Consider the following 22,105-nt stretch of genomic DNA (forward strand, 5'->3'; position numbering starts at 1 on the left):
CCGACGAGGAGCCCTTCCGGGGCCTCGTCGAATGAACCCGAGACCCCGTCGGGGATCACGGAATACCACTCACGAGTGCGGACAAACCGGGTCTGACCGGTTCCTGGGGCTCCCCCGCGGAATCGTGGTCCGCGTGGGCTGGGGCTCAGCGGGTGTCCGCCGGCCACCGGTGGCTCCACGTAGGACAGGTGGCCACCGAGCGCGCCGCCCGCGCCGAGGACAACCAGCCCGATCAGCACCCACGCCGGGGCGGACCCGGCGCTCGCAGCACCGGGGGCGAGAACGTCCTCCGCGATGGCCAACCGCTCACCTCCGTGAAACGAGGGGTCGGTCAGCCGTCGGCGGCGAGGAGGTCGTTGACGAAGCGCTCGGCGAAGTCGCGGAGCTTGACGTTCCCCCGCTGCGACCGGTCGACCAGCATCGCGAACGCCTCGTCGGCGCTCACCCGGTGCACGGCCATGACGATGCCCTTGGCCTGGTCGATGACCGCCCGCGAAGTCAACGCGTGCCGCAGTCGAGCCTCCTGCTCACGCGCGCGCAGGTAACGACGGGCGTTGCGCAACGCCGCTTCGGCGGCGGTGGCGTACAGCTCCAGCAGCGCCGCGTCGAGCGCCCGGAAACCGTCCGCCCGCTCGCTGTAGAGGTTGAGCGAACCGGGGGTCTCCTCGTCGACGCACAACGGCGCCGACAGGTAACCGGCCACGCCGAACTCCGCGGACTGCTCGGCGAAGGTCGGCCACCGGTCCGGCAGTTCGGCCGCCACCGCGTGCACGACCTCACCGGTCCTCGCGGCTTGCAGGCACGGCCCTTCCTCGGCCCGGTACTGCGCGAGGTCCACTTCCCACGCTTCCTGCCGGGTCTTCGCTCCGGTCGTCGGACCGTCGTCGGCCAGCAGCGTCACGCTCACCATGTCGGCACCGGGCATCGCGTGCACGACCTGGCGGCAGATCCGGTCGAGGATGACCGACAGGTCCTCCTCCTCGTCCAGGACCACGGCCAACCTCTCCAACGCCCCCGTGACGTCGTCCAGCCGCCGGACCAGTGCATCGGCGACCTCGTCGCCCGCCATAACCCGCTGTCTGCCGCCCATCGCCCGCCTCCTCGGTCGGTGCCGGCCACCGTCGCGCTCCTGTGGACCGGTGCCGGAACCGCTGTCCTCACGCCGATTACTTGCCCCTTTTGAAACGTCGTCACACTTGCCGGGCAGCGGTTGGCGCCACGCCATCGCCGCGCTGCGCGCCGGACGTGATTGGACCTGTCGTCCACGGGTGCGTCACGGGACCAGACCACGGAGGTGCCCGCGATGGCCACCCGGGAGCGACCGGGGAACCGCGCGGATCAGGACTCCGGGTCCGCCCCGGAAACCACCTCGCCGGACGCGGTTGCGCCCGGGTGGGGGCCGCCGCAGCCTGATCACCACCGACCACGAGGTGACCCGGAAGGGGGCCGAACAACGTGATGCGCCCGGCGACGCTTGCGGGTTGCCGAGCCCCGACACCGAGGCCGCGTGACCGGCTGGGATGAAACCCGAGCCTCACCGCCGCAACGACGGCCCCCAGTCCGCGTCCAACCGTGGTAGGAGCGTGGGTTGTGTCGTCCGAGCCTCTCCTCGCGATCGCGGGTCTGCGGGTTGAGCGCTCATTGGTCGGTGATGGCGAGGCTGTGCCGGGTGGCGGCGGGCGGTGAGTGCGCTTCGTCCAACAGGTCCCGCAGTGGACGCCACAGGGCGGGTGCCGCGGCGAGCACGTCACCGCTGCCGGGCCACGTCTGCGACGACGTGCCGACGAGGTCCCCGACCGTGCCGCCGGCCTCCTGCACGAGCAGGACGCCCGCGGCGCAGTGCCACGGTTTCAGGTCTGCCGCCCATAGCGCGTCCGCGCGTCCGGTGGCGACGCGGGCCAGCGCCGCGGCGGTGCTGCCACCACGCCGGACTTCGCCGACGCGCGGCACGAGCGCGTCCACCGTGCGGCCCGCGAATTCGCTGCGCCCGTCCGGAACGACCTCGACGAGGGCGCGGGTCAGGTCCCGTTGTCCCGGCAGCGGCGCGAAACCGTCATTGGTCATGGTGCCGCCACCCAGCCGGGCCTCGGTCAGCACGCCCACCGCCGGCTCCGACACCACACCGGCCAGCAGCGTGCCACCCGGCGCCGCGGCGGCCACGCTGACCGCCCAGTCCGCCCGTGCGTACAGGTAGTCGGCGCTCCCGCCGATCGGGTCCACGATCCACCGGACGTTTGTGCGGCCCACGGTGCTCCGCTCCCGGCCGAGGATGCCGTCAGCGGGCCGTTGCCTGGCCAGGACGGCTCGAATGGCTTGATCGGCTTCGCGACGGGCTTCGGCGATGAGGACGTCGGGCGCGGCGTCCTCCTCCACGAAAAGGCGGTGCGCGCGGTGGCGGTAGAAGGTGGCAGTGCGGCCTCCCGCCTGCGCGGCGGCACGGGCGACGGCCAGCAGCTCATCGAGGTCCACGGCACTCACCCGTGCGGCCGGTCGGACTGCGATCGAGGTGGAGGGTCGGCAGTGTCGGCGGTGTCTCGGTCATGTCGGTCCTGGAGTGGTCGGCCCGCTGCCCGGGCGGTGGGGTGACCGGGCCGCCACAGGCGCGCCCAGCCACCGGGGTGGTGGGGGCCGGCGCCTGTTCGACCGACCTGCCGAGGAACTGATCGGACGACGACGTGATGCAGCGGTGCCGTCCGGTCGACCACCGGATACCACCGCCGTCGACGGGCAAACCCGGCCCGTGAGCCCTACTGCCCGGCCGGCCGCGGACGTGTGACGTGAAGGCAGGCCGGCGCCACCTGGGAGGGCGTCCGCGACCGGTCGTCGACCGCGTTGAAGGGCCCGTACACCGGGCTGGACCACCCCGAGGCGGTGCAGACTGCCGAAACCCTCGCCATGCTCACCGCCGCACGGGAGATCGACGGCGCGGCGGAGGCCTCGGCCGCCACGTGACCCGAGGGTGGATTCGCCAAGCAGAGGAACCTCGCCGCGCTCATCAAGGCCAAGGCCGGCCTGCGGGTTGCCGCGGTCGACGTCGACGGGTGAGACATGCCTTTGCCGACGTCAACGTCGTGCTGATGAGCGAGTTCGGCCGCCGCGTCGAGGGCAACGGCAGCTCAGGCTTCGACCACGGCGGCGGTCGTCTGATGAGCCTGCTGGGCGGTGGCCTGCGCGGCGGCCGCGCGCACGGGTCCTGGCCCGTCCTGGCCGCCGATGCGGCTCGACCACCACCATCTTCCCCGACCACGCCCAGCAGGACCTGGGCGTCTTCGCCTGAGTCACCCGTGATGCGATCCGGAGGAACACGGCTGACCACGAGGTGCGCCGCGTCCGCTCCCGCCAGGAGTCGCCGCAGCCTGGACACGCGAACGTGGGTTGTGCGCGCGGTGGCAGGCGGTGCGTCCCCCCACAACACGTCGATCGACCGCTCGCTGCTGCCCAGCCGGTTCGCGTCCAGCACCAGCAGCGTCCGCTGCCGCAACGCGGGCACCTGCACCGCCTTCCCGCCTTGAACCACCCGGGTTGCCCCAACACCTCGGACCGAACGGTGCCGGTGCTCGCACCGCCGGTCCGCCGCCCGACATCGCGGAGCCCGTCCTGGTCGCCCCCATGCTTCCTGCCCTCCGCGAAGTTGCCGCACTCGCCCGTCCGCATCGTGAGCTCACCCCCACCGCCCCGGTACCCGGCTCCTACCTATGGCCCCGCGCTCGAACGGACGACGTCATCCCCGGCCGCTGCCACCGTTCCGGTCATAGCCCTCTGGCGGATGCGGAGTTCGTCCGAACGCCGGCGGACGATCGGTGCGGCTGCTCACGGCGACGGACCGCCTCCTCCAAACCCACACCGTCGTGCACCTCGCCCTCGAATCCCGCCACGCGCGGTCCCGACATCCCCGCCGGCCGCACCTTCGCCATGTCAACTTGCTTCTCGGTGTGCAACAAGCCCCCATTACCACGAACGGTGAATCCGCTTCCCAGCCGTCCGGGCCTCGAACCCGCCGCCGGGGCCCTCGGTCCTCCCCAAGGCCCCGGCCGCACCCCCCGGGTGGGTCCGTGCCGATTGATCCGACATCGGCCGGTACCTCGATGGCGTTCCGACGACACCCCACGTCGACGTCGGAACGTCCCGTCTGCCGGCCGCGAAGGACGGTCGACCGGCGGGGGGTGCACCACAATCGAGACACCCCCTGGACACCGGTCGACCAGGCACGTCCCGGCAACCGTGTTCGAAGCCTGCCGCATCCGCCGGACAGCGCGCAGACGCGAGACGTCTGCTCCAGGCTCCCGTTCACGAGGACAGCCGGATCGCTACTGTGAGCGGGAGGAATCTCGAAAGGTCTGCGAGTCGCGGCACGACCGGATCGTGATCGGACGTAGGGGGACGAGGGTTGGCTACGCGCGCGGACTTCCGCGTTCTCGGCAGGCTCGAGGTGGTGGCGGACGGGCAGCTGATCCAGGTTTCCGGGGTGAAGCAGCGCGTACTGCTGGCGTCACTCCTGCTGCGACCCAATGAGGTCGTTCCCGCTGACGCACTGGTATCCCACCTGTGGGGCGAGCACCCGCCGCGCACCGCTCGCGCGACGCTCCAGACCTACGTCCAACGGTTGCGCCGCACCCTCGGCGGCAGCGGGTCGCTGGCGACGAGCCCGAAGGGCTACCGGATCACGGTCGCCCCCGAGGAACTGGACCTCCTGCGGTTCCGCACGGCGATGCTGCGGGTCGACCACCTGCCGGACCCGGCAGAGCAGCGCCGGACGTTGAGGTCGGCACTCGGCGAGTGGCGCGGACGTCCACTGGCGGACGCGGTGTCCGACACGCTGGAAGCGGAACACCTGCCGCTGCTGCACGAGGAACGCATCAAGGCGCTGGAGCGGCTGTTCGACCTGGAACTCCGCCTGGGCAACCACCGTGAAGTCATCGGCGAACTCCAGCTCCTCACCACCGAGTTCCCCCTGCACGAACGGCTCTGCGGTCAGTTGATGCTCGCCCTGCGCCGCGCGGGGCGGCAGGCAGAGGCGTTCACCGCGTACCACCGCCTGGCGGCGACCCTGGCGGACGAGCTCGGGGTGGATCCGGGCGACGAGCTGAAGTCTCTCTACCAGGCCATTCTCGTCAACGCGCCGGACGTCGCGACGCCGGACGTGGCGGATGCCGCGCCGAAGGTCGTGGTCGATTCCCCGAGGGGGGCGATACCCCGGGAGCTGCCGGCGGACAGCCGCGATCTCGTCGGACGGGACGACGTCGCGCACGTGGTCCGCGGCCTGGTCGCGCCGGGTGATCAGGAGCACCTCCCGGTGGTGCTGCTGTCCGGGCCTCCGGGCGTAGGGAAGACCGCACTGGCCGTTCACGTCGGGCACGGCGTCGCCGGGCAGTTCCCGGACGGGCAGCTCTACGCCGACTTGCGGGGACACGTCACCGGGTCGGCGCTGGAACCGGCGCAGGTGCTCGCCCGCTTCCTGATCGCGTTGGGCGTGCCCGCCAAACAGGTCCCGTCCCAGCAGGACGTGCTGGTGCCGCTGTACCGGACCACGATGGCCTCACGCCGGGTGCTCGTGGTGCTGGACAACGCGGCGAGCGCGCAGCAAGTGCGTCCTCTGCTGCCCAGCACGCCGGGGTGCGCCGTGATCGTCACCTCGCGACGGGAGTTGCGCGGGCTCACCGCCGACGGGGCGGAGCCGTTCCGCCTCGAGGTGCTGTCCGAAGGGCAATCACAGCGGTTGATCGTCGGCGCCATCGGGGAGGACCGGGTTGCCGCCGAACCCGAGGAGGCAGCCGAGCTGGCCGCCCTGTGCGGGCACCTGCCGCTTGCCCTGCGCATCGCCGCGGCGAACCTCGCGGCTCGCCGAAGTTCGTCGATCGCCTCTTTCGTGGCGGCGCTGCGCGACGGGAACCGGCTGCGCTCGTTGGAGATAGAAGGCGACACGGACTTCGCGGTGCACACCGCGTTCGAGCACTGCTACGCGCAGTTGGAACCCGAGGTCGCGCGGGCGTTCCGGCTCCTGGGCCTGGTCCCGGGGCCGCACTTCACCGTCGACGCGGTGGCGGCGCTGTTCGGCGTGCCGCGTGCGGAGGCAGCGCGCGACCTGGACAGGCTCGACGTGGCCAACCTGGTCAGCCCGCACGGCGAGGCTCGCTACCGGCTGCACGACCTGCTGCGGCTGTACGCGAGGGAGCAGTGCGAAACCGTGCCGGCCGCCGCGGTCTCCGAGGCCAGGAGGCGCCTGTACGCCTTCTACCTGCGTCACGCGCTCGCTTCCGCGGACTTGCTGTTCCCGATGTGGCTGCGACTTCCGCTGCCGTCCGAGGACTGCGAACCGACGGGGGCGGAGTTCGACGGGGTGGCCGAGGCCGTCGCGTGGATGGACGCCGAATGCCTCAACATCGTGGCCGCCGTCGAAGACGCGGCCTCGGACGGGTTCGTGCAGTGGGCCTGCTCCCTGGCGGAGGCGCTGCGTTCCTTCCTCATCACCCAGGGCCGCTACCTGCACGAAGGTCGCGGTGCCGGCATGCGGGCGTTGCGGGCGGCGGTCGAGGCCGGTGACATCGCCGCCCAGGCATCCATGCACAGCACACTCGTGTCGTTGTGGGTGCGGCACAACGACCTGTCGCAAGCGATGAGCCACTGCCGCTCAGAGCTGGACTGCCGGCGCGCGATGGAGTCGTCCGAGGGTGAGAGCCGGGCGCTCATCACCCTGGGCAACCTGCACCTCGCCACTGCCAGGGTCGACGAGGCCGGTGAGTACGTGACCCAGGGCTTGAGCTTGGTGGGCGTGGACGGCAATCCCGCGCTCCGCCGGTTCGGCCTGCTGAACCTCGCGTTCATCGAGCTGCACCGTGCGCGCCTGGACACCGCCGAAGCGAGCGTCCGGGAAATCCTCGCCGAATCCGGAGCCGGTAGCGAACACGTGTCCGAGGCGGAGGCCCGCAGCATCCTCGGTTCCGTCCTGCTGCTGAGAGGACTCTGCCACCGGGCGATAGGCGAACTCGGGGTCGCCCGGGAGCTCTGCCGGAGAGGCTCGATACCGCATTACGAATCCACCGTGCTCTCGCGTTTGGCGGACGCACACGCCGAGCTGGGGATCGTCGAGGCCGCGCTCGACTTCGCGCAGAGGGCTGTCGTGATGGCGCAAGCGGCGGGCGTCAGGAATGTCGAGGTGGAAGCGCGGACAAGCCTGTCGAGGGCCTGCCTCGCGGCGGGGAACTACGCGGAGGCGCTTGACCAGAGCGAGCAGGCACTGGCCCTCTGCGAGCGGAGCGTGGTCTGGCACAACTTCGCGCAGGCGGTGCTGACCGGTGCGGAGTGCGCTCGCCACGTCGGCGACCTCGTGCGCGCGCGGGAATCGGTGCGCGAAGCGCTCGAAGTCAGCCGGGAGTCGGGACAGCGAACCGTCGAGGGGCGGGCGCTCACCGAGTTGGCGACACTCGACCTGGCGGACGCGGAGTTCGCCGACGCGGCGACTGGGGCCCGCGAAGCGGTCCTGATCCACGGCCGAGCCGGCGCGGTGCCGGACGAAGCGCGTGCGTCGCACGTCCTGGGCAGGATCCTGCTCGCCCAGGGTGATCAGGTCGGAGCGGCGAAGATCTGGGCCGGCGTCGAGAGGCGGTTGGACCGGACCGAGATCGGCCGCGACGCCCCGATCAGAGTCCTCTTGCGACGCTCGCTCTCCTCGTAGCGGCCGACGACCGGCCCGATGCGGACCGGCCTGCTCCTCCCCTTCACGCCACGTTGCCTACGGTCGACGCTCGTCGGGCGGCGGGGTCGGTGCCGTCGACCGGTCGGGGACGATGCCGGTCACCGGACCGCCCGGAACCCGCGCGTGGAGGGCACGAGCGCCGCGGCGGCGGGTGCAGCGAAGCAGACGGCGGCACAAGCGGCCAGCACCGGTCCGGAGCCGAAGTGGTCGATGGCCGGTGCGATCAAGACCAGGCCGACCGGGGCGAGGCCGTAGGACAGCAGGAAGTCCAATGAGGACACCCGGGCGAGCATGCGCGGGTCCACCTCCCTCTGGGTGGCCGTGAACCACGGCACGTTGAACAATTCGATGCCCACGCCGGCCACGACGTAGGCGACCACGATCACCGCGGCCGGGACGGGCAGCACCAGGCTCAGCGGCACGAACCCGTAGCAGGCCAAGCCCACCAGCGCGGCCCACCCCCGGGCGCGAGGCGTCCAGCGGGCGATGACGAGCGCGCCCACCAGCGCGCCGACGGTGTAGGCGGTCAGGGCGGCGGCGAGCACCGCCTCGGTGCCATAGCGGTCGCGGCTGATCAGCGGCAGCGCCACGCCGGTGGCGGAGTAGCCGGTGGCGATGACAGCGGTGAGCGCGCCGAGACCGGCGAGGAACCACGGGTGCCGGCGGGCTTCGCGGACGCCGTCGAAGAAGTCGGTGGTGAAGCGGGTCTTGGCGGTCGGTGTTGTCGGGCCCTGCCGGCTCCCGGCCGGTGGGATGAGCGCGGCGCCCAACCACAGCACACCGGTGGCGATCACCAAGGTGGGGGTGTCGACGATCACGGCGAGCAGCGCGGTGAGGCCGGGCGCCACCAGGGTGGTGACGCGTACGGAGATGGTCAGCGCGGCGTTGGCCTGCTGCCGCTGCTCCCCGGCGACCACCTCGGCGGTCAGCGCCTGGAACGCGGGCCGGCAGGCGCCCTGCCCGGCGCCCACGACCGCGGCGGCCACCGCCATGAGCACGACCGAACGCCCCATGCCCAGGGCGATCACGGGAGAGGCGAACCCGGAGACCAGACCCGCCCAGAGCACGACCCGGCGCCGGGAGTGCCGGTCGGCCAGCACCCCGGCCACGGGCACGGCGGCGAGGAACCCGGCCGTGCGGGTGGCCAGCACGATGCCCAGCTCCACCGTGGTGATCGACCGCTCCAGCACCGCGAGGCCGAGGATGAACGGCAGCGCCCAGGTGGCGAGCCCGGAGCCGGTGGTGCCGACCCAGAGCCGCAGGAAGGACGGACTCCGGAACACCGACCGCTTCCCGGTCGGCGCGATGTCGTGCACCACACGGACTCCTCTTCACAGCGGACTTGGTTTCGGATGATTGTCGTTCAGGGTGGCGGTTCCGTCGTCGGGCACTGGGGGGCCATGTCGCGTTCCGCCCGGTTGGTGTCCGTTGGGTGTCGTCGCAGTACGCCGACGCGTACGCGAAGATCCCGGTGCTGCCGCCGAAGGTGCTGACCGCGGAGCCGTTGCGGACCGCGCGCTCATCAGCGCCGCCTGCGCACCGCTCACCACCACGCCTGGAGCGGCACGGGCCCCGTGCTCCCGCCGTGCAGGCCACCATTGCCGATGTTGTCGGCCTGCGCACGGGAGGCGTTGCCCGTCTGATCGGTGGTGCCGTGCTGATCGGTGTTGCCGTGGTCTGAGCTGCGGGGAGGGTGGCCCGATATCGTTCCCCCATGATGGGTCTCGGCGCTGCGCTGGACCGCTGGTGATGGCGATCGTCGCCGGTGTGCTCGCGTTGGTTCTGGTCGCGGGCTGCGGCTGGGTGATCGGCATGGGCGGTGTCGGCGATCTGGTGGCGCGGTCGACCCCGCTGGGGAAGCTGGTCGCGTTCGCGGGAGTGCTGGTGTTGGTGGCGGCCGCCGCGTGGACGGCTGGTTCGGTGGTGGGACCGATCGGTGGCCCTCCCCCGTCGGTGGTCCCGACGTCCGACCACAGCGGTGACAACGGACACGGTGTCCGACCGTGATGACCGCGACCCCGAACCGTCCTGGTGTTCGCCCGACGAGGCCACGCCCCGGACCGGACGAGCCGGCCGGATCCGGCATGGCGTTCAAGCGGCTCGCTTCCTGCTGACCGGCCGCAGGTGGCGCAACCCGCCGTGCGGGCCCGAGCGCTGTCCGGGCTCGTCGTCGTCCACGTCGTCGTCGACGTCGACCCCTTGGTCCGGCAGGGTCTCGACGGGGGTGCCGTCCTCGGGGGCGCGGTGCGTGCGGCGCACGACCACCAGCAGCACCAAGCCGAGCAGGAGGAAGACGTGCGAGGTGATCCGGGGCGGTGCGACCGCTCCGGTGACGAGGTCGTTGACGGAGAACGGCACGAGCACCGCGACGAACGCCGCGACGACCGGGAGCACTCCGACGACCGCCCTGGGGCGCAGCGCGGTCCAGAACAGGCCGAGGCCCAGGGCGAGGTTCCACGCGGTGCTCTCGTTGAACAGGTGCGTCGACGTCTGACCTCCGCCGGTGTGCCCGCCGTGGTCGGCAGCGCTGTTCACCCCGAACACCTGCGCCATCCCGAGCGTGAGTTGGGCGAGGGCGACCCCGGCCAGGCCCATGCGCCAGTACCAGCCGCGCGTGGACCGTGCCACCGGCGGTGTCGGAGGAGTGGCGCCGAGCACGGCCGCGGTGAGGTCGGGGACTTCCGTCGCAGGGCGGACCCGCAGGCTCCGGGTGAGTGCCACCGCCCGCTCATGCCATTGCCGGCAGTCGGCGCAGGAGGCGAGGTGCGCGTCGGTCTCCCCGGCGGGCCGGGGTTCGGCCTCGCCGTCGACGCGCGCGGAGAGGGCTTCGCGGCAGGTGTCGCAGTCCACGTGGAGATTGTCGCCCAGGAAGCGCCGGAAGTTCCCGTCCACCGGCAGGCTTGCCTCGCTCGATCGTGTCGACGTCGAGCGAGGCACCCGGTCGTGGCGCCGCGGCGGTACCGGGATATCCCTGATCAGTGGGCGTTCCGTCCTCCGGTGCGTCGGAGGGCCAGGCCGATCACCCCGTCGAGGACGAGGAAGGCGAGCAGGCTCAGGCCGAGCAGGGGAACGGCCCAGCCGACGGCGATGAGCACGAGCGGTGCGGGGATGACGAACCACAGGGGCAGCTGCTGCCAGGTTCCCCGCCTGGGTGCGGTGCCCAGCGGTGCGTGGCGGTCGGCGCGGGCGGGGCGGCGCTGCCACCACATCCGGTAGCCGAGCACGATCAGCGCGAGCAGTCCGGCGGCGAGCAGGAACAGCGCGATCTGGTTCGCGACGCCGAACAGCCGGCCCATGTGCGCCTGGATGCCCAACGTCGACAGCTTGGCCAACAGCGGCCGGTCGGCGAAGTCGGCTCGTGCGGTCACGGTCGAGGTGTCGGGGTCGACGGCGACCTTGTCCAGGCGGACCGGCCAGGTGTTGTCGACCTGGGCGGCGGTCCACGCGGTGCCGGGCCCGCCCGCCACGTCGAGTTGCAGGGGTCCGTCCAGGCCGGCGTCGCGGGCGGTGACGAGCACGCGGTCGAACGTCGCCGGGTCCACCGGCCCGCTGCCCTGCGGTGCGTCGCCGTGTCCGGAGTGCCCGTCCGAGCCGGTGCTGCCTTCGGCGCCACCCAGGCTGGTGTCCAGGGCCGGGGCGGTGGCGTCGAGCGCGGTCAGGGCGGCGCTGAAGTTCTCCCCGGCGTAGGTCGACCAGGTCAGGCCGGTGGCCGAGAGGAACAACGCGCCCAGCAGCACCCACATCCCGATGCTGCCGTGCCAGGACCGGGTTCTCCGCACGCCCTTGGCGCCCTGTTCGGGTGCGATGACCGCGCGGACCTTGCGGCGAGCGGTGCGTTGCCGGACCAGCCACAGCGCCACGCCGACGACGGCGATCACCCACAGCCAGCTCGCTGCCAGCTCCGAGTACAGCCGGCCCGGTTCGCCCAGGTGCAGGTGCCGGTGCAGGTCGTCCAGCCAGGTCGTGACCGGGGTGGACCCGAACCAGGTGGTCAACTGGCCTTGCACCTGCGCGGTGTAGGGGTCGACGTATACGGTCTGGTCGTAGTCCTCGGCCAGTCCTGGCAGGGAGAACACGACCTGTGTCGTGGCGTCGGGGTCGTCGGCGGTGAGCACGGCGGTGACCGCGCCGTCGGGCAGGGCGGCCTGGGCGGCGGCGACCTGCTCGGCCAACGGGCGCGGCGCGCCGGCGGGTGACGACACCTCCAGCACGTCGTCGTAGAGCACGCCGTCGAGCTGCGGCGTGAGCGCGTAGAGCAGTCCGGAGAATGCTGCCACCAGCAGGAACGGCGCCACCAGTACGCCGGCGTAGAAGTGCAACCGACGCAGCAACGGCAGCACCGACACCCGGACGGGATCGGGGGCCTTCCCGGTTCGCGCGTCGTCGACAGGGGGAGCGGACACGGAGCACCTCTGGTGGGGGACGAAGGGAACACCTGCCCACTGGTCGGACACGGACGCCATCGGGTTCCCGTCAATTTCAGAGAACCCTGGCGGCACGCGCGGAGGGCCGGTCGTCCCCTTGGCCGCACCCTCCGCTTCCTGCCCGCCGGCGTCAGGAGCGGTGCCGGCGCTCCGATTGGCCGGATGCGTGACGGCCGTGGTTCCGGCGGTTCACCACATCGGCCACCGAACGGCGTGGCGCGGGCCGATCACCCGACCTCGACCGACTTGTCGTCGCCCGTGGCGCGCAGCAGGTCGTCGCGGGCGCGGGCGACCCGGGAGCGGATGGTGCCGACGGGGCAGCCGACGACCTCGGCGGCCTCGGCGTAGGGCAGACCCAGCACCTGGGTGAGGACCAGCGCCTCACGGCGGTCTGGGTCCAGGCCGTCGAGCAGCATGTTGAGCGCGACGGTGTTCTCGAAGCCGGTGTCGACCGCCGCGCGGTCGGCCTCCTGCTCCCAGTCCGAGCCCGGTGACAGCCGAGGGCGCGACTGCGCCGTACGGATGTGGTCGACGACCACGCGGCGGGCTATGACCAGCAGCCAAGTGCGTGCCGAGGAACGGCCGGCGAAGCGGCGCAGGCTCGGCAGGGCGCGGGCATAGGTCTCCTGCGCCAGGTCGTCCGCGAGCCCGACGTCGGACAGGTGGGCGACGAAGCGCCACACGTCCCGTTGGGTGGCGCGCACGAAGTGCTCGAGGGCGTCGCGGTCGCCGGAACGCGCTGCGAGGGCCCAGCGCGTCACCTCGTCGTCGGAAGCTTTCACGATTCCGAATCGTAACGACACGGTGTCGGGAACTGGTGAGCCGAATGGAGCGACTATTGGTACGTGGATTGCCAGTCCTGCCGGGAAGCGCTCGGCCCGCCTGGGCGGCGAGGCCGAGCTCGTGCCCACCGCCGCGACGCACGCGCACCCCGGCAGGGTGCACGCCTGCACCCAGTGGCGGGCGAGCGCACAGGCGGACACGCCGGGACGGTCGTCGGCAGGTTCCCGTCCGTGGTCCCGGCCGGCCGCAGACGCCAGGACGATCACCGGCAAGTCCAAAGTGGACTCGTCGCCGGTGAGGCACGCCAGACGGTGCCGCGGCGCTCGCACTCCAAGACCGTCTCTACCCGTTGGGCCAGTCGTGGACCGAGGAAACGCTCGACCAGCCACAGCAGCCACGTCCAGACCGGAGGTGACGCCGCCGCCGGTGACCCTTGGCCACCTCGACGCGCGCGCCGAAGCTGGAGGTCGCGGTTCCTGGTCGACGCTCCAACCATGGACCTCCCGATTCCGCTCCCTGTCCATGAAGTCGTGCCGACCCCGCCGTTGGTTCCCGGCACAACTCGCGTTGCCCGATGCTGGAGGCAGTTCGAAGTGGCGTACCTGCCCGAGCGCTACGTGCCCTCCGGGAGGATCATCACAGCGGCCGGCGTCTCGGCGGGCATCGACATGGCGCACACCCGGCGTCGCTGAGCACGCGACGGCGAGGCCGGCGCGTCGACTTCGGTGAGCAGGTGTTCCCCGCCTTGCGGTAGAGGTCGGCGAGGCGCTCGGGCTGGACCCAGTGCAGGGCGGTGGTGGACACCGCGGCGTCCCACGGGCCGCCGACCTCGTCGGTCCAGCGCGACGGCACCGTTGACACGACGGCCCACTTCTGCGCCTCCACAGGGACGGACGCAGGTGCCCCGGATCGCGGATCCGGGGCACCTGTCACGGCAGAGGGGGCTTGTCGGAGCGTCCACTGCCGAGTTCGGAGCCCGACGTCAGACGGCGGGCAGGGTGGGGCGGCCCTCACGGGCGGCGTCGAAGCGGCGGGTCACGTCGGTCCAGTTCACCAGCGACCACAGCTTCTGCACGTAGTCGGGGCGCACGTTGCGGTACTGGAGGTAGTAGGCGTGCTCCCAGGCGTCGAAGACCAGCAGCGGGCTGGTGTTCATGCCGATGTTGCCGTGGTGGTCGTAGACCTGCTCGACCACCAGCCGCCGTGACAGCGGTTCCCAGGCCAGCACGCCCCAGCCGGAGCCCTGCACCAGCGTGGTGACGGCCGACAGTTGCTTGGCGAAGGCGTCGAAAGAGCCGAAGTGCTCGTCGATCGCCGCGGCCAGCTCGCCCTCGGGGCGGTCACCGCCGTCGGGTGACAGGTTCTCCCAGAAGATCGTGTGCAGCACGTGGCCGGACAGGTTGAAGGCGAAGGTCTTCTCCAGCCCGACGATGCCGGAGAAGTCGTCCTTCTCCCGGACCTCGGCGATGCGCTCCAGGGTGTCGTTGGCCCCCTTGACGTAGGCGGCGTGGTGCTTGGAGTGGTGCAGCTCCAGGATCTCGCCCGTGATCGCCGGCTCCAGCGCGGCGTAGTCGTACGGCAGGTCGGGCAGCTGGTACTGGCCCACGCGTGCTCCCCCATCACTCGGGTGTCTGTTGCCAGTAGATCGTAACTGCCAGAGATCTGCAATAAGACCTGGTCTCAAAACTTAAGGGTGTGTCACTGCGTAACCTGCCGGTCCTGGTCGTCGATCGTGGGCAGTCATGGCGAAGACGACGCAGCAGCGGCGGGTCGAAGACCGGCGCTGGGAGCTGATCGAACCCCTGATCCCGTCCCGACCAGCGCCGCGCGGTCCGGGTGGGCGGCCCCGGATCGATGACCGTGCCGCGCTAGAGGGATCTTGTTCGTGCTCGACACCGGCTGCCGCTGGCGAGACCTACCCGAGCAGCTCGGATGCGGTTCCGGGCACACCGCGTGGCGGCGGTTACGTGAGTGGCAGGACGCTGGTGTGTGGGACCGGCTGCACCAGCTCGTGCTCGACGAGCTGTCCAACATCGACGAGCTCGACTGGACCAGAGGCTGCATCGACGCGGTGTCGGTGCGGTCGAAAAGGGGGGCGAGCTGACCGGCCGCAGCCCCACTGACCGGGGTAAAGCCGGCTCCAAGTACCACGTTCTGTGCGACGCGAACGGGCTACCGCTGCACATCATGTTGTCGGTGGCAAACACCCACGACAGCATGCTGTTCGAGCCGCTGCTGGACACGAACCCGACCGTGCGTGGCCACCACGGCCGGGCGAGCCGGCCACGATGCCGACCGGACAAGTTGCACGCCGACAAGGGCTACGACTACCGCCGCTGCCGCCGCTACCTGACCCGCCGCGGTATCAAGGTCCGTATCGCCCGGCGCGGGATTGAGGGCAAGTCCCGCCTCGGCCGGGTCCGCTGGGTCGTCGAACGCACCACCTCCTGGCTGCTGCGGTTCAAACGCCTCGGGCTGTGCTACGACCGGACCGAACGCACCACGCCGGCGCTACTCACGCTGGCCTGCACCGTGATCAACGTCCGCCGACTCATAAAGATCGAGCTCTGCGACCAGGTCCAACGCATCCATTCACTCGTTGGGGATACATCGGTGGCTCTGTGTCGTTGGGTGGGGTGACTGGTGAGCTTCTGAGCGCGGAGCAGGTCCTCGGGTCGGCACGGGGCCCCCGTCACCACGAGGGAGATCGATCTTCCGGAGGAGGCTGCAGCCGCGTTGCTGACGGCACCATCGACGGGGATGAACGAGCACTCTCGTCGGGAAGTGATCAGCCATCGGTGGGGCCGCCTCTTCAGAGGCGTTCGATGCGGTCGGCCTGCGGGCCCCGGTCGCTCTGACGCACCGCGTACCGGACCCGGTCACCCTTCTGCAGCGGCTCCGACCCCATGACCACGGACACGTGGGCGAAGAGATCGTCGCCGCCTGCGTCCGGGGTGATGAAGCCGAAGCCGCGGTCGCCGTCGTAGCGCGCGACGACGCCCTCGCCGCCTCGTACGGGCACGTCCCGCGCGGCCGGCCCTGCGGCCGCGGCAGGTGCCGACCGCTGCGGCGCCGTCCGGGGCTCGGCGCTCCGGACCAGGTGCACGTCGCGGGCCTGCGGGCCCTTGTCTCCACTAGCCACCTCGTAGGCGACGCGGTCGCCCTCCGCGAGCCACGTCAGCCCCTCGGCCAGGGCCTGGGCGTGAACGAAGATGTCCCCGGCGCCGGAGTCGGGGTTGATGAAGCCGAAGCCCTTGTCCTCGTCGTACCAGGCCACCGTGCCGTCGGCACCGTCCGAGATACCAGCCGCAGCGGGTGAGCCGGCCCCTGCTCCCAGCGGGATCACGTGCCCGGCCTGCGGGCCGCGCTCGCCTTCGACGATCAGGAATGCCACCCGCTGCCCCTCGGTGACCACGCCGCCGGTCACGATGGCGGAGCTGTGCACGAAGATGTCGGCGCCGCCGCCGTCCGGCGACGCGAAGCCGTACCCCTTGCCCGGCTCGTACCAGTTGACGGTGCCGAGCAGGCCCACGGCGCTGCCGGTGGCCGCATCGGCGGTGACGCGAACGCGCAGCGCCTGGGGCCCGCGGTCGTTCTCGCCGACCTCGAACACCACGGCCTGACCCTCGCGGAGCACTTTCGCGCCGCCGTCCTCGACGATCTCGGAGGCGTGCACGAACACGTCCGGCGAGCCGTCCTCGAGCGCGAGGAAGCCGAAACCACGTTCGGCGTCGAACCAACGGACGGTCCCTTGCGGCATCAAAGGCTCCAGGTCGAGAGGGCGGGCACTGGCCCCCAGTCTCTCTGACGGACTTCCGGTCCGTCGGGCCGGGCCCACGGGCGGGCGGTGCGGAGCCAGGGGCGGGCCGTTGGTTCACCTAGCGACACGCCGAGTTTTGCGACCAGGTCTAAGCGGATGACCGTGGGTGCCGCGTGTCATGGGTGCTCGACCACCTCAGGAGGCAGTCGACATCCTCGGTGCCGCTGAGGGAGCAAACGCCACCGCAGACCCGTCGCTCACCGGCGGACGACCTCGCCCGCGGATCACCGCACGGTCCCGCGCTCTCCCGGCGTTGCACACCGCGCGAACACCCGTGCCGGCCGGCGCGGCTCCCCCGCGGCCACTGGCGTCGCTGTCACACCGCCGCGTCGACGCGTTCCCCGGCCCGGACCAGCGGGGTGATGCCGCCCGCTGCCGCTTGGGCGCGGTGCAGGGCGAGTTCGGCGGTGGGGCCTTCGGCGAGGACGATTCCGGTGCACGACCGCTGGTCGGTCAGGTGCTCCAGCACATCACCGGGGCTCGCGGTCGGGTACCACTCGGGGTGGCCGGGCAGGTCGGTCAGGCGGTCCAGTCCGCTCCATCCCTCCAGCACCCCGGCCTCGCGGGGGTAGAGCGCCACGAAACCGGTGGCCGTACCGCTCCCTTCCGCACCGTCGAGCAGGTCGGGTCGCGTGCCGAGGGCGATCTGGACCATCGCGTCGTAGGCGTTGCCGCCCAGGGCACGGCACAGTGCTTCGCCGACCAGCGCGCCGCCGATGCGGGCGTTGATCTCGACGACCTCGGGGCCGCGGGTGGTGAGGACGAACTCGGTGTGGGCGAAGCCGCGCTCGTGTCCGGCCGCCTCCAGAACCCGGCTGATCCAGTCGCCCAGTTCGGCGAGCTCGCCCTCAGGGAAGGCGACCGGGAACGCGGATGCATCCTCCCGGCGCGAGGGCTCGGGCGAGAGGACCCGGCTGAGCACGCCCAGCAGCCGCGTCCGCCCTTGCCAGGTGATGGTCTCGGCGCTGTAGAGGGGGCCTTCGAAGTAGGGTTCGGCGACCAGGCGGCCCTTGAGCGGGGTGGCGGCGGCCTCCAGGAGGGCGGCGTCGCGTTCGGCGGACGAGCGCACCAGCCACACCGCCCGGGAGGACGTCCCGGCGGAGTCCTTGAGCACCAACGGGAACACGTCGACCGAAACGGGGTCGAGAGGGCCGCTGCGGCTCAGGCCGTGTTCGTGCAGCGCGGCGCGGACGGCGGCCTTGTCCCGCAGCACGCGCACCGCATCGGGGGCGGGACCGGGCAGGCCGAGGCGGGCGGCCAGTTCCGCCCCGGGCAGCGCCCAGGTGTCGGTCGAACTGATCAACCCGGCCAGGTCGCCGATGCCGCGCAACGCCCGCTCGCACGTGGTGACGTCGGTGGTGTCGACGTCCACGACGCGCAACCGGTCGCCGTGTCGGGACAGCTCATGGGTGTAGATCGAACGGTCGCCGGTCAGCAGCACGAGGTCGTGTCCCGCAGCACGGGCCGCATCGGCGATCCGGCCGAGGCCGAAGGTGAGGGCTTCCAGCAGTACGAGAGTCACGGCACGGGATCCTTCCGGCGTTCCTGAACGGGCACGAGCGGCCTGTACGACCGGCGTGCCCAGTCGATCACGGCCCACGGCGGAACCAGGTCCTCCAGTTCGGCGATCTCCACGGGAGCCAGCGAGGTGGGGTCGAGTGCCTCGCGGTGGCGGGTGAAGACCCTCTCGGTATAGCGGTGGCCGGTGTCCGCGCCGAGGACCACGTGCGTGCGGACGGGGTCGCGCTGGGCCTCCCAGGACGAGACCAGATGAGCGGCGCCGGTGGACAGGCCGGCGAACACCGCGTGCCGGCGCATCAGGTCGACGGTGGCGGCCATGGCGTGTCGGAAGTCCAGCCAGTGGATGCGGTCGTAGAGGTGGTGGTGGACGTTGTCGAAGTGGATGGCGCTGCCGATGCCGGCGATGATGGCGTCGGGGTCGGTGAACCGGTCGCTGCCGAACGTGACGCTGCCGAAGGGCTGCACGCCCACCAGCCGCATCAGCGGGTCGTGCTCGCGCAGCGCGCGGGTGAGCCCACCGGTGGAGGCCCCGGTGCCGACGCTGCCCACCACGGTCAAGGACTCGCCGGGCAGTGCCCGGACCAGCAGGCCGGCCAGTTCGGCGTAGCCGAGGTGGTGCACGGGGTCGTGGTACTGCCGCATCCAGTGCATGTCGGTCCGCCGGGCGAGCAGCTCCCGGACCCGCGCGACCCGCCTGCTCTGGTCAAGGCGCAAGTCGTCCGAGGGCGGCATCTGGTCCACGGTGACGCCGAGGATCTCCAGCTGGGCGCGCATGGTGTCGTCGACCGTGGTGGAGGCGACGATGTGGCAGCGCAGCCCGTAGCGGTGACAGGCCATCGCCAACGCGAGGGCGTAGATGCCGCTGGAACTGTCCACCACCGTCTGCCCGGGGCGGACCACCCCGGTCTCGACCACGTGTCGCACCGCGCCGAGCGCGGCGTAGACCTTGAGGGTCTCGAAGCGGACCAGCACGGTGTTGGGCGTGAGCCGGATGAGCGCCGGCGTCTTGATGGCGTCGGTGACGTGCTCGTGGACCGGTGGCGCCACGGTGTTGGGGTCGAGCACGGTCCTCACCTCCCGGTCGAGCGCGGGCAGCGGGTCGTGCCCGGCGTCTCCGTCGTGCGTGCAAGGATCATGGTCGAGCCCTTCCGGGGTGTGGTCGTGTGGTCGAGCGGCGTCGGTGGGTCGTAGGCATGCGGGCGCCACGTCGGTCCGCCCGGTGGTTGCTGGTCGAGAAGCTTCCCCGGAGCCGGTCGCCGTCGAGGTGCGGTGCGCGACCCGCCGCTCGCGAACCAGGAGTGGACCTCGGGGTCTTCGTGCCGGCGCATGTCCCTCCACGCGGTCGGCCGCCGTTCGGTGGCCACACCGCTCCAGTCCTACTGGTCGTCGGCGAGGCTTCGCCGGTTCCCGCAGCGGTGGAATCCGTTGCCGTGCTGGGAACGTCCCCGGGTGGTTGAACGACCACTGCTGGTGACGACCGGATCCCGGGGATCGGGGACACCGATGCGACCCAGCAGGCCGGATCGAGGAGCGGGGCGCACCGCCCCGCGGACCTGATCGCATGCTTCGCGGTGCCGGTGCCCGTCGCGGTCATCTGCCAGATGCCGGGCGTGCCGGTCGCCGACCGCGACCGGTTCACCGGCTGGATCGACGTCGCGCCGGCCGCCACCGCGTTCTCCAGCGAGGAGATCCACGACGCGTTCGCGAAGTCGAAGGACTACGTTGCCGGCCTGGTCGCCGACCGCCGCCGCGAACCGGGCGACGACTTGCTCGGCGCCCTGGTCGAAGCACGGGACACCGAGGACCGGCTCGGCGAGGGTGAGTTGGTCGTGCTGCGCGTGCCCCTGCTCCGCAGGCCGAACCTGCCCAGCCTGGACCGGTGGCTCACCTGACGATGCGTCGACCCCCTGGTCGGACTGGCGGTGTTGGTCATGGCCGTCGCCACTCGCTGTCGTCCGCCGCCTGACGAGCCACGTCTCGCCTGCGGCGGCGAGCACCGGATGAAGGATTCGACCGCCGGCGCTTGTCGGAGATCATCGAGGAAGCCGTCGAGGAGGGCGCAAGGTGATCCTCTTCTCCTTCTTCCTCGAAGCGCTCGACATCGCGCCGGCGGCCGGGCGATCTCACCATCGGCCCGCTGGTCGGCAAGGTCCCGCCGCAGGGGCGTCAGGCGATGGTGGACGAACTCACCGAACGGCGGGGTCCCGCCGTGCTGCTCAGCCGGATCACGACCGGCAGCCTCGGTCCCGACGTCCAAGCGGCGTCCGTGGTCGTCATCGCCGATCCACAGTGGACACCCGGCACCGAGGAGGCACCAGACGACCTACAACGGATCGACGGCTGAGGACACTAGACGTTGAACTGGACGTCGATCACCCGCGACCCGGCCTCGCGCCACGCACCGGACGCGCCGAGGTCGTTGGTGACGCACATGCGCTGCAACCACCGGTCCCACCCGTCATAGCGCGGAGTGAACTCGGAGCGGGCGTGCACCGCCTGCCGGTTGTCCACGACGAGCAGGTCGCCCGCAGTCAGCGCGACGTACGACCCGACCTCACCGACGGCCTTGCGCAGCGCCTGTAGCGCACGGTTTCCAGCGTCGGTCTCTGCCACCATCAGGTCGAGGTCGTAGCACAGCTCGGGGTCGTACGGGTTCCCGTTCAGCACCGCGAGGAGAGGGCCATTGCCCTGTTCCATGTTGCGGCTGCCGAACGAGAAGTCCACGCCCGTGCGGAACTGCTGCTGCCGCAGCTCCCACCGGTCCTGGAGCGACAGGTGCTGCATCACCATCCTGATGCCCGCGTTGGAGGTCCGCGCCTTGGCGTCGTGGTCCTGGCGCAGGCACAGCAGCAGCACGTAGTCCGGCTTGAACGGGTGGAACGCGGCCTCGGTGTGGTAGTCGAGCAGGATCGTCGAGCTCTCGGAGGACAGCTTCTCCGCGTTCTTCCTGGTCGGCACGACGTTCTGGTAGAGGCTGCCGCGCTTCTCCTGCGCGTAGGCGAACGGCTCGCCGAGCGCGCACGCGGTCATGGCCAGCCAGAACTCGGACTCGAACGTCTTGTCCGGGTGCGCGTCGGTCTCGCTCGGCGTCCTCGGCACGTTCCCCACCGGCAGGTTGCGGATCAGCAGCGCCCCGTAGTCGTTCGAGCGGGACTTGAACGTCGTAAGCGCGGTGCGCAGCTCGGACGGCATCGCGAAGAACGCCGACCGCGTCACGTCGAGGAAGTCCTCCGTGCGGCTCCAGGGGTTCAGATCGGCCGTCAGGTACTCGTCGAGCACGGCCGACAGCTCGTCCACCGCCGGGGCGACCAGGTGCTCACCCGGCACCGCGGTGATGTCGCCGACCGGCGACGTGCTGCGGGCGCAGGTCGTCACCCGGGCAGGCGCGGCGGCGACCTCCTTCAACTCGACGTCGCTGAGCGGCGTGCCGCCCAGCAGGGCGACCAGTCGCGCGAGTGCCTGCGCGTTGTTCCTCGCGGCGATGAAGGGCGCGGCGAACACCTGGTCCGAGGACACCACGACGACTCGCCTACCACCGTCGTCGAGGTATCCGACGAGTAACGAGTCGCCGTGCCGGCACAAAGCCTTCCATCTGCTGTCGGCCCCCACGAACGCGGTCGGTCGGGAAATGTGCAGCGTGATCGGCGCTTGCCCATCAGCGACGTCCTCCAGCACCGCGGAAATGCTATTGCGCCGCAGGTGCGGCTGATCCTTCCTTGGTTCGCCCGGAAGTTTGACGAGCGCGCCCAGTCCCAGTTCCCGATAGATTTTCTCATTGTGCTCACCGGGCCGTGCGACGATGAGCGTCGGCCCTCGCTCGATCACCGCGTGGATGTCCTCCGCGGACAGCCGATCACCAGCGAC

General features: G+C 71.3%; 17 protein-coding genes and 1 pseudogene. 7 read left to right on the plus strand and 11 right to left on the minus strand.

What is annotated here, in order from left to right:
• Positions 1–331: 331 nt before the first annotated feature.
• Entirely contained in the window at positions 332–1,090 is a 759-nt protein-coding gene (locus ACRAKI_RS20385) for an ANTAR domain-containing protein (protein ID WP_447002100.1), read from the minus strand.
• A 548-nt stretch (positions 1,091–1,638) separates the two neighbouring features.
• Positions 1,639–2,469 carry an inositol monophosphatase family protein gene (locus ACRAKI_RS20390; RefSeq protein ID WP_447002101.1) on the minus strand — a complete coding sequence of 277 codons (831 nt, stop codon included), beginning with the start codon at positions 2,467–2,469 and terminating at the stop codon, positions 1,639–1,641.
• Between the two features lie 572 nt (positions 2,470–3,041).
• Here ACRAKI_RS20390 and ACRAKI_RS20395 point away from each other — a divergent pair.
• The gene (locus tag ACRAKI_RS20395; protein ID WP_447002102.1) at positions 3,042–3,512 is read left to right on the plus strand and encodes a DUF1501 domain-containing protein; all 471 of its coding nucleotides are present in this window, start codon (positions 3,042–3,044) and stop codon (positions 3,510–3,512) included.
• A gap of 875 nt (positions 3,513–4,387) precedes the next feature.
• Positions 4,388–7,672: a BTAD domain-containing putative transcriptional regulator gene (locus ACRAKI_RS20400; RefSeq protein ID WP_447002103.1), complete on the plus strand. Its 3,285-nt coding sequence runs from the start codon at positions 4,388–4,390 to the stop codon at positions 7,670–7,672.
• Between the two features lie 119 nt (positions 7,673–7,791).
• Here ACRAKI_RS20400 and ACRAKI_RS20405 read toward each other — a convergent pair whose 3' ends face one another.
• The gene (locus ACRAKI_RS20405) at positions 7,792–8,976 is read right to left on the minus strand and encodes an MFS transporter (RefSeq protein ID WP_447008467.1); all 1,185 of its coding nucleotides are present in this window, start codon (positions 8,974–8,976) and stop codon (positions 7,792–7,794) included.
• A 149-nt stretch (positions 8,977–9,125) separates the two neighbouring features.
• Between ACRAKI_RS20405 and ACRAKI_RS20410 the strand changes: the two genes are divergently transcribed.
• Positions 9,126–9,374: a hypothetical protein gene (locus ACRAKI_RS20410; RefSeq protein ID WP_447002104.1), complete on the plus strand. Its 249-nt coding sequence runs from the start codon at positions 9,126–9,128 to the stop codon at positions 9,372–9,374.
• Positions 9,375–9,442: 68 nt separating this feature from the next.
• Positions 9,443–9,700 carry a hypothetical protein gene (locus tag ACRAKI_RS20415; RefSeq protein ID WP_447002105.1) on the plus strand — a complete coding sequence of 86 codons (258 nt, stop codon included), beginning with the start codon at positions 9,443–9,445 and terminating at the stop codon, positions 9,698–9,700.
• An 84-nt stretch (positions 9,701–9,784) separates the two neighbouring features.
• On the opposite strand, the gene ACRAKI_RS20420 is transcribed toward ACRAKI_RS20415, so the two are convergent.
• The 4 genes from ACRAKI_RS20420 to ACRAKI_RS20435 form a co-directional block, all read right to left on the minus strand.
• Complete coding sequence (locus tag ACRAKI_RS20420; protein WP_447002106.1) at positions 9,785–10,543, minus strand: zf-HC2 domain-containing protein; 759 nt, start codon at positions 10,541–10,543, stop codon at positions 9,785–9,787.
• Positions 10,544–10,668: 125 nt separating this feature from the next.
• On the minus strand, positions 10,669–12,096 hold the full coding sequence (locus tag ACRAKI_RS20425) for a PepSY-associated TM helix domain-containing protein (RefSeq protein WP_447002107.1): 1,428 nt from the start codon (positions 12,094–12,096) through the stop codon (positions 10,669–10,671).
• A 248-nt stretch (positions 12,097–12,344) separates the two neighbouring features.
• Entirely contained in the window at positions 12,345–12,902 is a 558-nt protein-coding gene (gene sigC, locus ACRAKI_RS20430) for an RNA polymerase sigma factor SigC (RefSeq protein ID WP_447008468.1), read from the minus strand.
• A 980-nt stretch (positions 12,903–13,882) separates the two neighbouring features.
• Positions 13,883–14,506, minus strand: a complete 624-nt coding sequence (locus tag ACRAKI_RS20435) for a superoxide dismutase (RefSeq protein WP_447002108.1) — start codon at positions 14,504–14,506, stop codon at positions 13,883–13,885.
• A 136-nt stretch (positions 14,507–14,642) separates the two neighbouring features.
• Here ACRAKI_RS20435 and ACRAKI_RS20440 point away from each other — a divergent pair.
• Positions 14,643–15,438: pseudogene (locus ACRAKI_RS20440) on the plus strand (IS5 family transposase); the annotation flags it as partial.
• A gap of 274 nt (positions 15,439–15,712) precedes the next feature.
• On the opposite strand, the gene ACRAKI_RS20445 reads toward ACRAKI_RS20440, so the two are convergent.
• The 3 genes from ACRAKI_RS20445 to ACRAKI_RS20455 all read right to left on the minus strand — a co-directional run bounded on the left by ACRAKI_RS20445 (position 15,713) and on the right by ACRAKI_RS20455 (position 19,306).
• On the minus strand, positions 15,713–16,660 hold the full coding sequence (locus ACRAKI_RS20445; protein WP_447002109.1) for a cold-shock protein: 948 nt from the start codon (positions 16,658–16,660) through the stop codon (positions 15,713–15,715).
• Positions 16,661–17,036: 376 nt separating this feature from the next.
• A complete protein-coding gene (locus ACRAKI_RS20450) occupies positions 17,037–18,242 on the minus strand; it encodes an ATP-grasp domain-containing protein (RefSeq protein ID WP_447002110.1) in 1,206 nt (401 codons plus the stop codon).
• Complete coding sequence (locus tag ACRAKI_RS20455) at positions 18,239–19,306, minus strand: pyridoxal-phosphate dependent enzyme (RefSeq protein ID WP_447002111.1); 1,068 nt, start codon at positions 19,304–19,306, stop codon at positions 18,239–18,241. The genes ACRAKI_RS20450 and ACRAKI_RS20455 overlap by 4 nt, the downstream gene beginning before the upstream one ends.
• A 506-nt stretch (positions 19,307–19,812) precedes the next feature.
• On the opposite strand from ACRAKI_RS20455, the gene ACRAKI_RS20460 reads away from it, so the two are divergent.
• Together ACRAKI_RS20460 and ACRAKI_RS20465 are read left to right on the plus strand one after the other, a co-directional pair.
• A complete protein-coding gene (locus ACRAKI_RS20460) occupies positions 19,813–20,133 on the plus strand; it encodes a hypothetical protein (RefSeq protein WP_447002112.1) in 321 nt (106 codons plus the stop codon).
• A 236-nt stretch (positions 20,134–20,369) separates the two neighbouring features.
• Entirely contained in the window at positions 20,370–20,585 is a 216-nt protein-coding gene (locus tag ACRAKI_RS20465; RefSeq protein WP_447008469.1) for a hypothetical protein, read from the plus strand.
• Positions 20,586–20,590: 5 nt separating this feature from the next.
• On the opposite strand, the gene ACRAKI_RS20470 is transcribed toward ACRAKI_RS20465, so the two are convergent.
• On the minus strand, positions 20,591–21,760 hold the full coding sequence (locus ACRAKI_RS20470; protein WP_447002113.1) for an L-asparagine oxygenase: 1,170 nt from the start codon (positions 21,758–21,760) through the stop codon (positions 20,591–20,593).
• Positions 21,761–22,105 lie beyond the last annotated feature (345 nt).

The organism is Saccharothrix isguenensis (assembly GCF_052936305.1).

What these genes read in the sequence shown, in the direction of transcription:
- ACRAKI_RS20415 (WP_447002105.1), top strand. Translation starts at nt 9,443, where the DNA reads ATGGCGATCGTCGCCGGTGTGCTCGCGTTGGTTCTGGTCGCGGGCTGC.
- ACRAKI_RS20445 (WP_447002109.1), bottom strand. Translation starts at nt 16,660, where the DNA reads ATGCCGCAAGGGACCGTCCGTTGGTTCGACGCCGAACGTGGTTTCGGC.
- ACRAKI_RS20385 (WP_447002100.1), bottom strand. Translation starts at nt 1,090, where the DNA reads ATGGGCGGCAGACAGCGGGTTATGGCGGGCGACGAGGTCGCCGATGCA.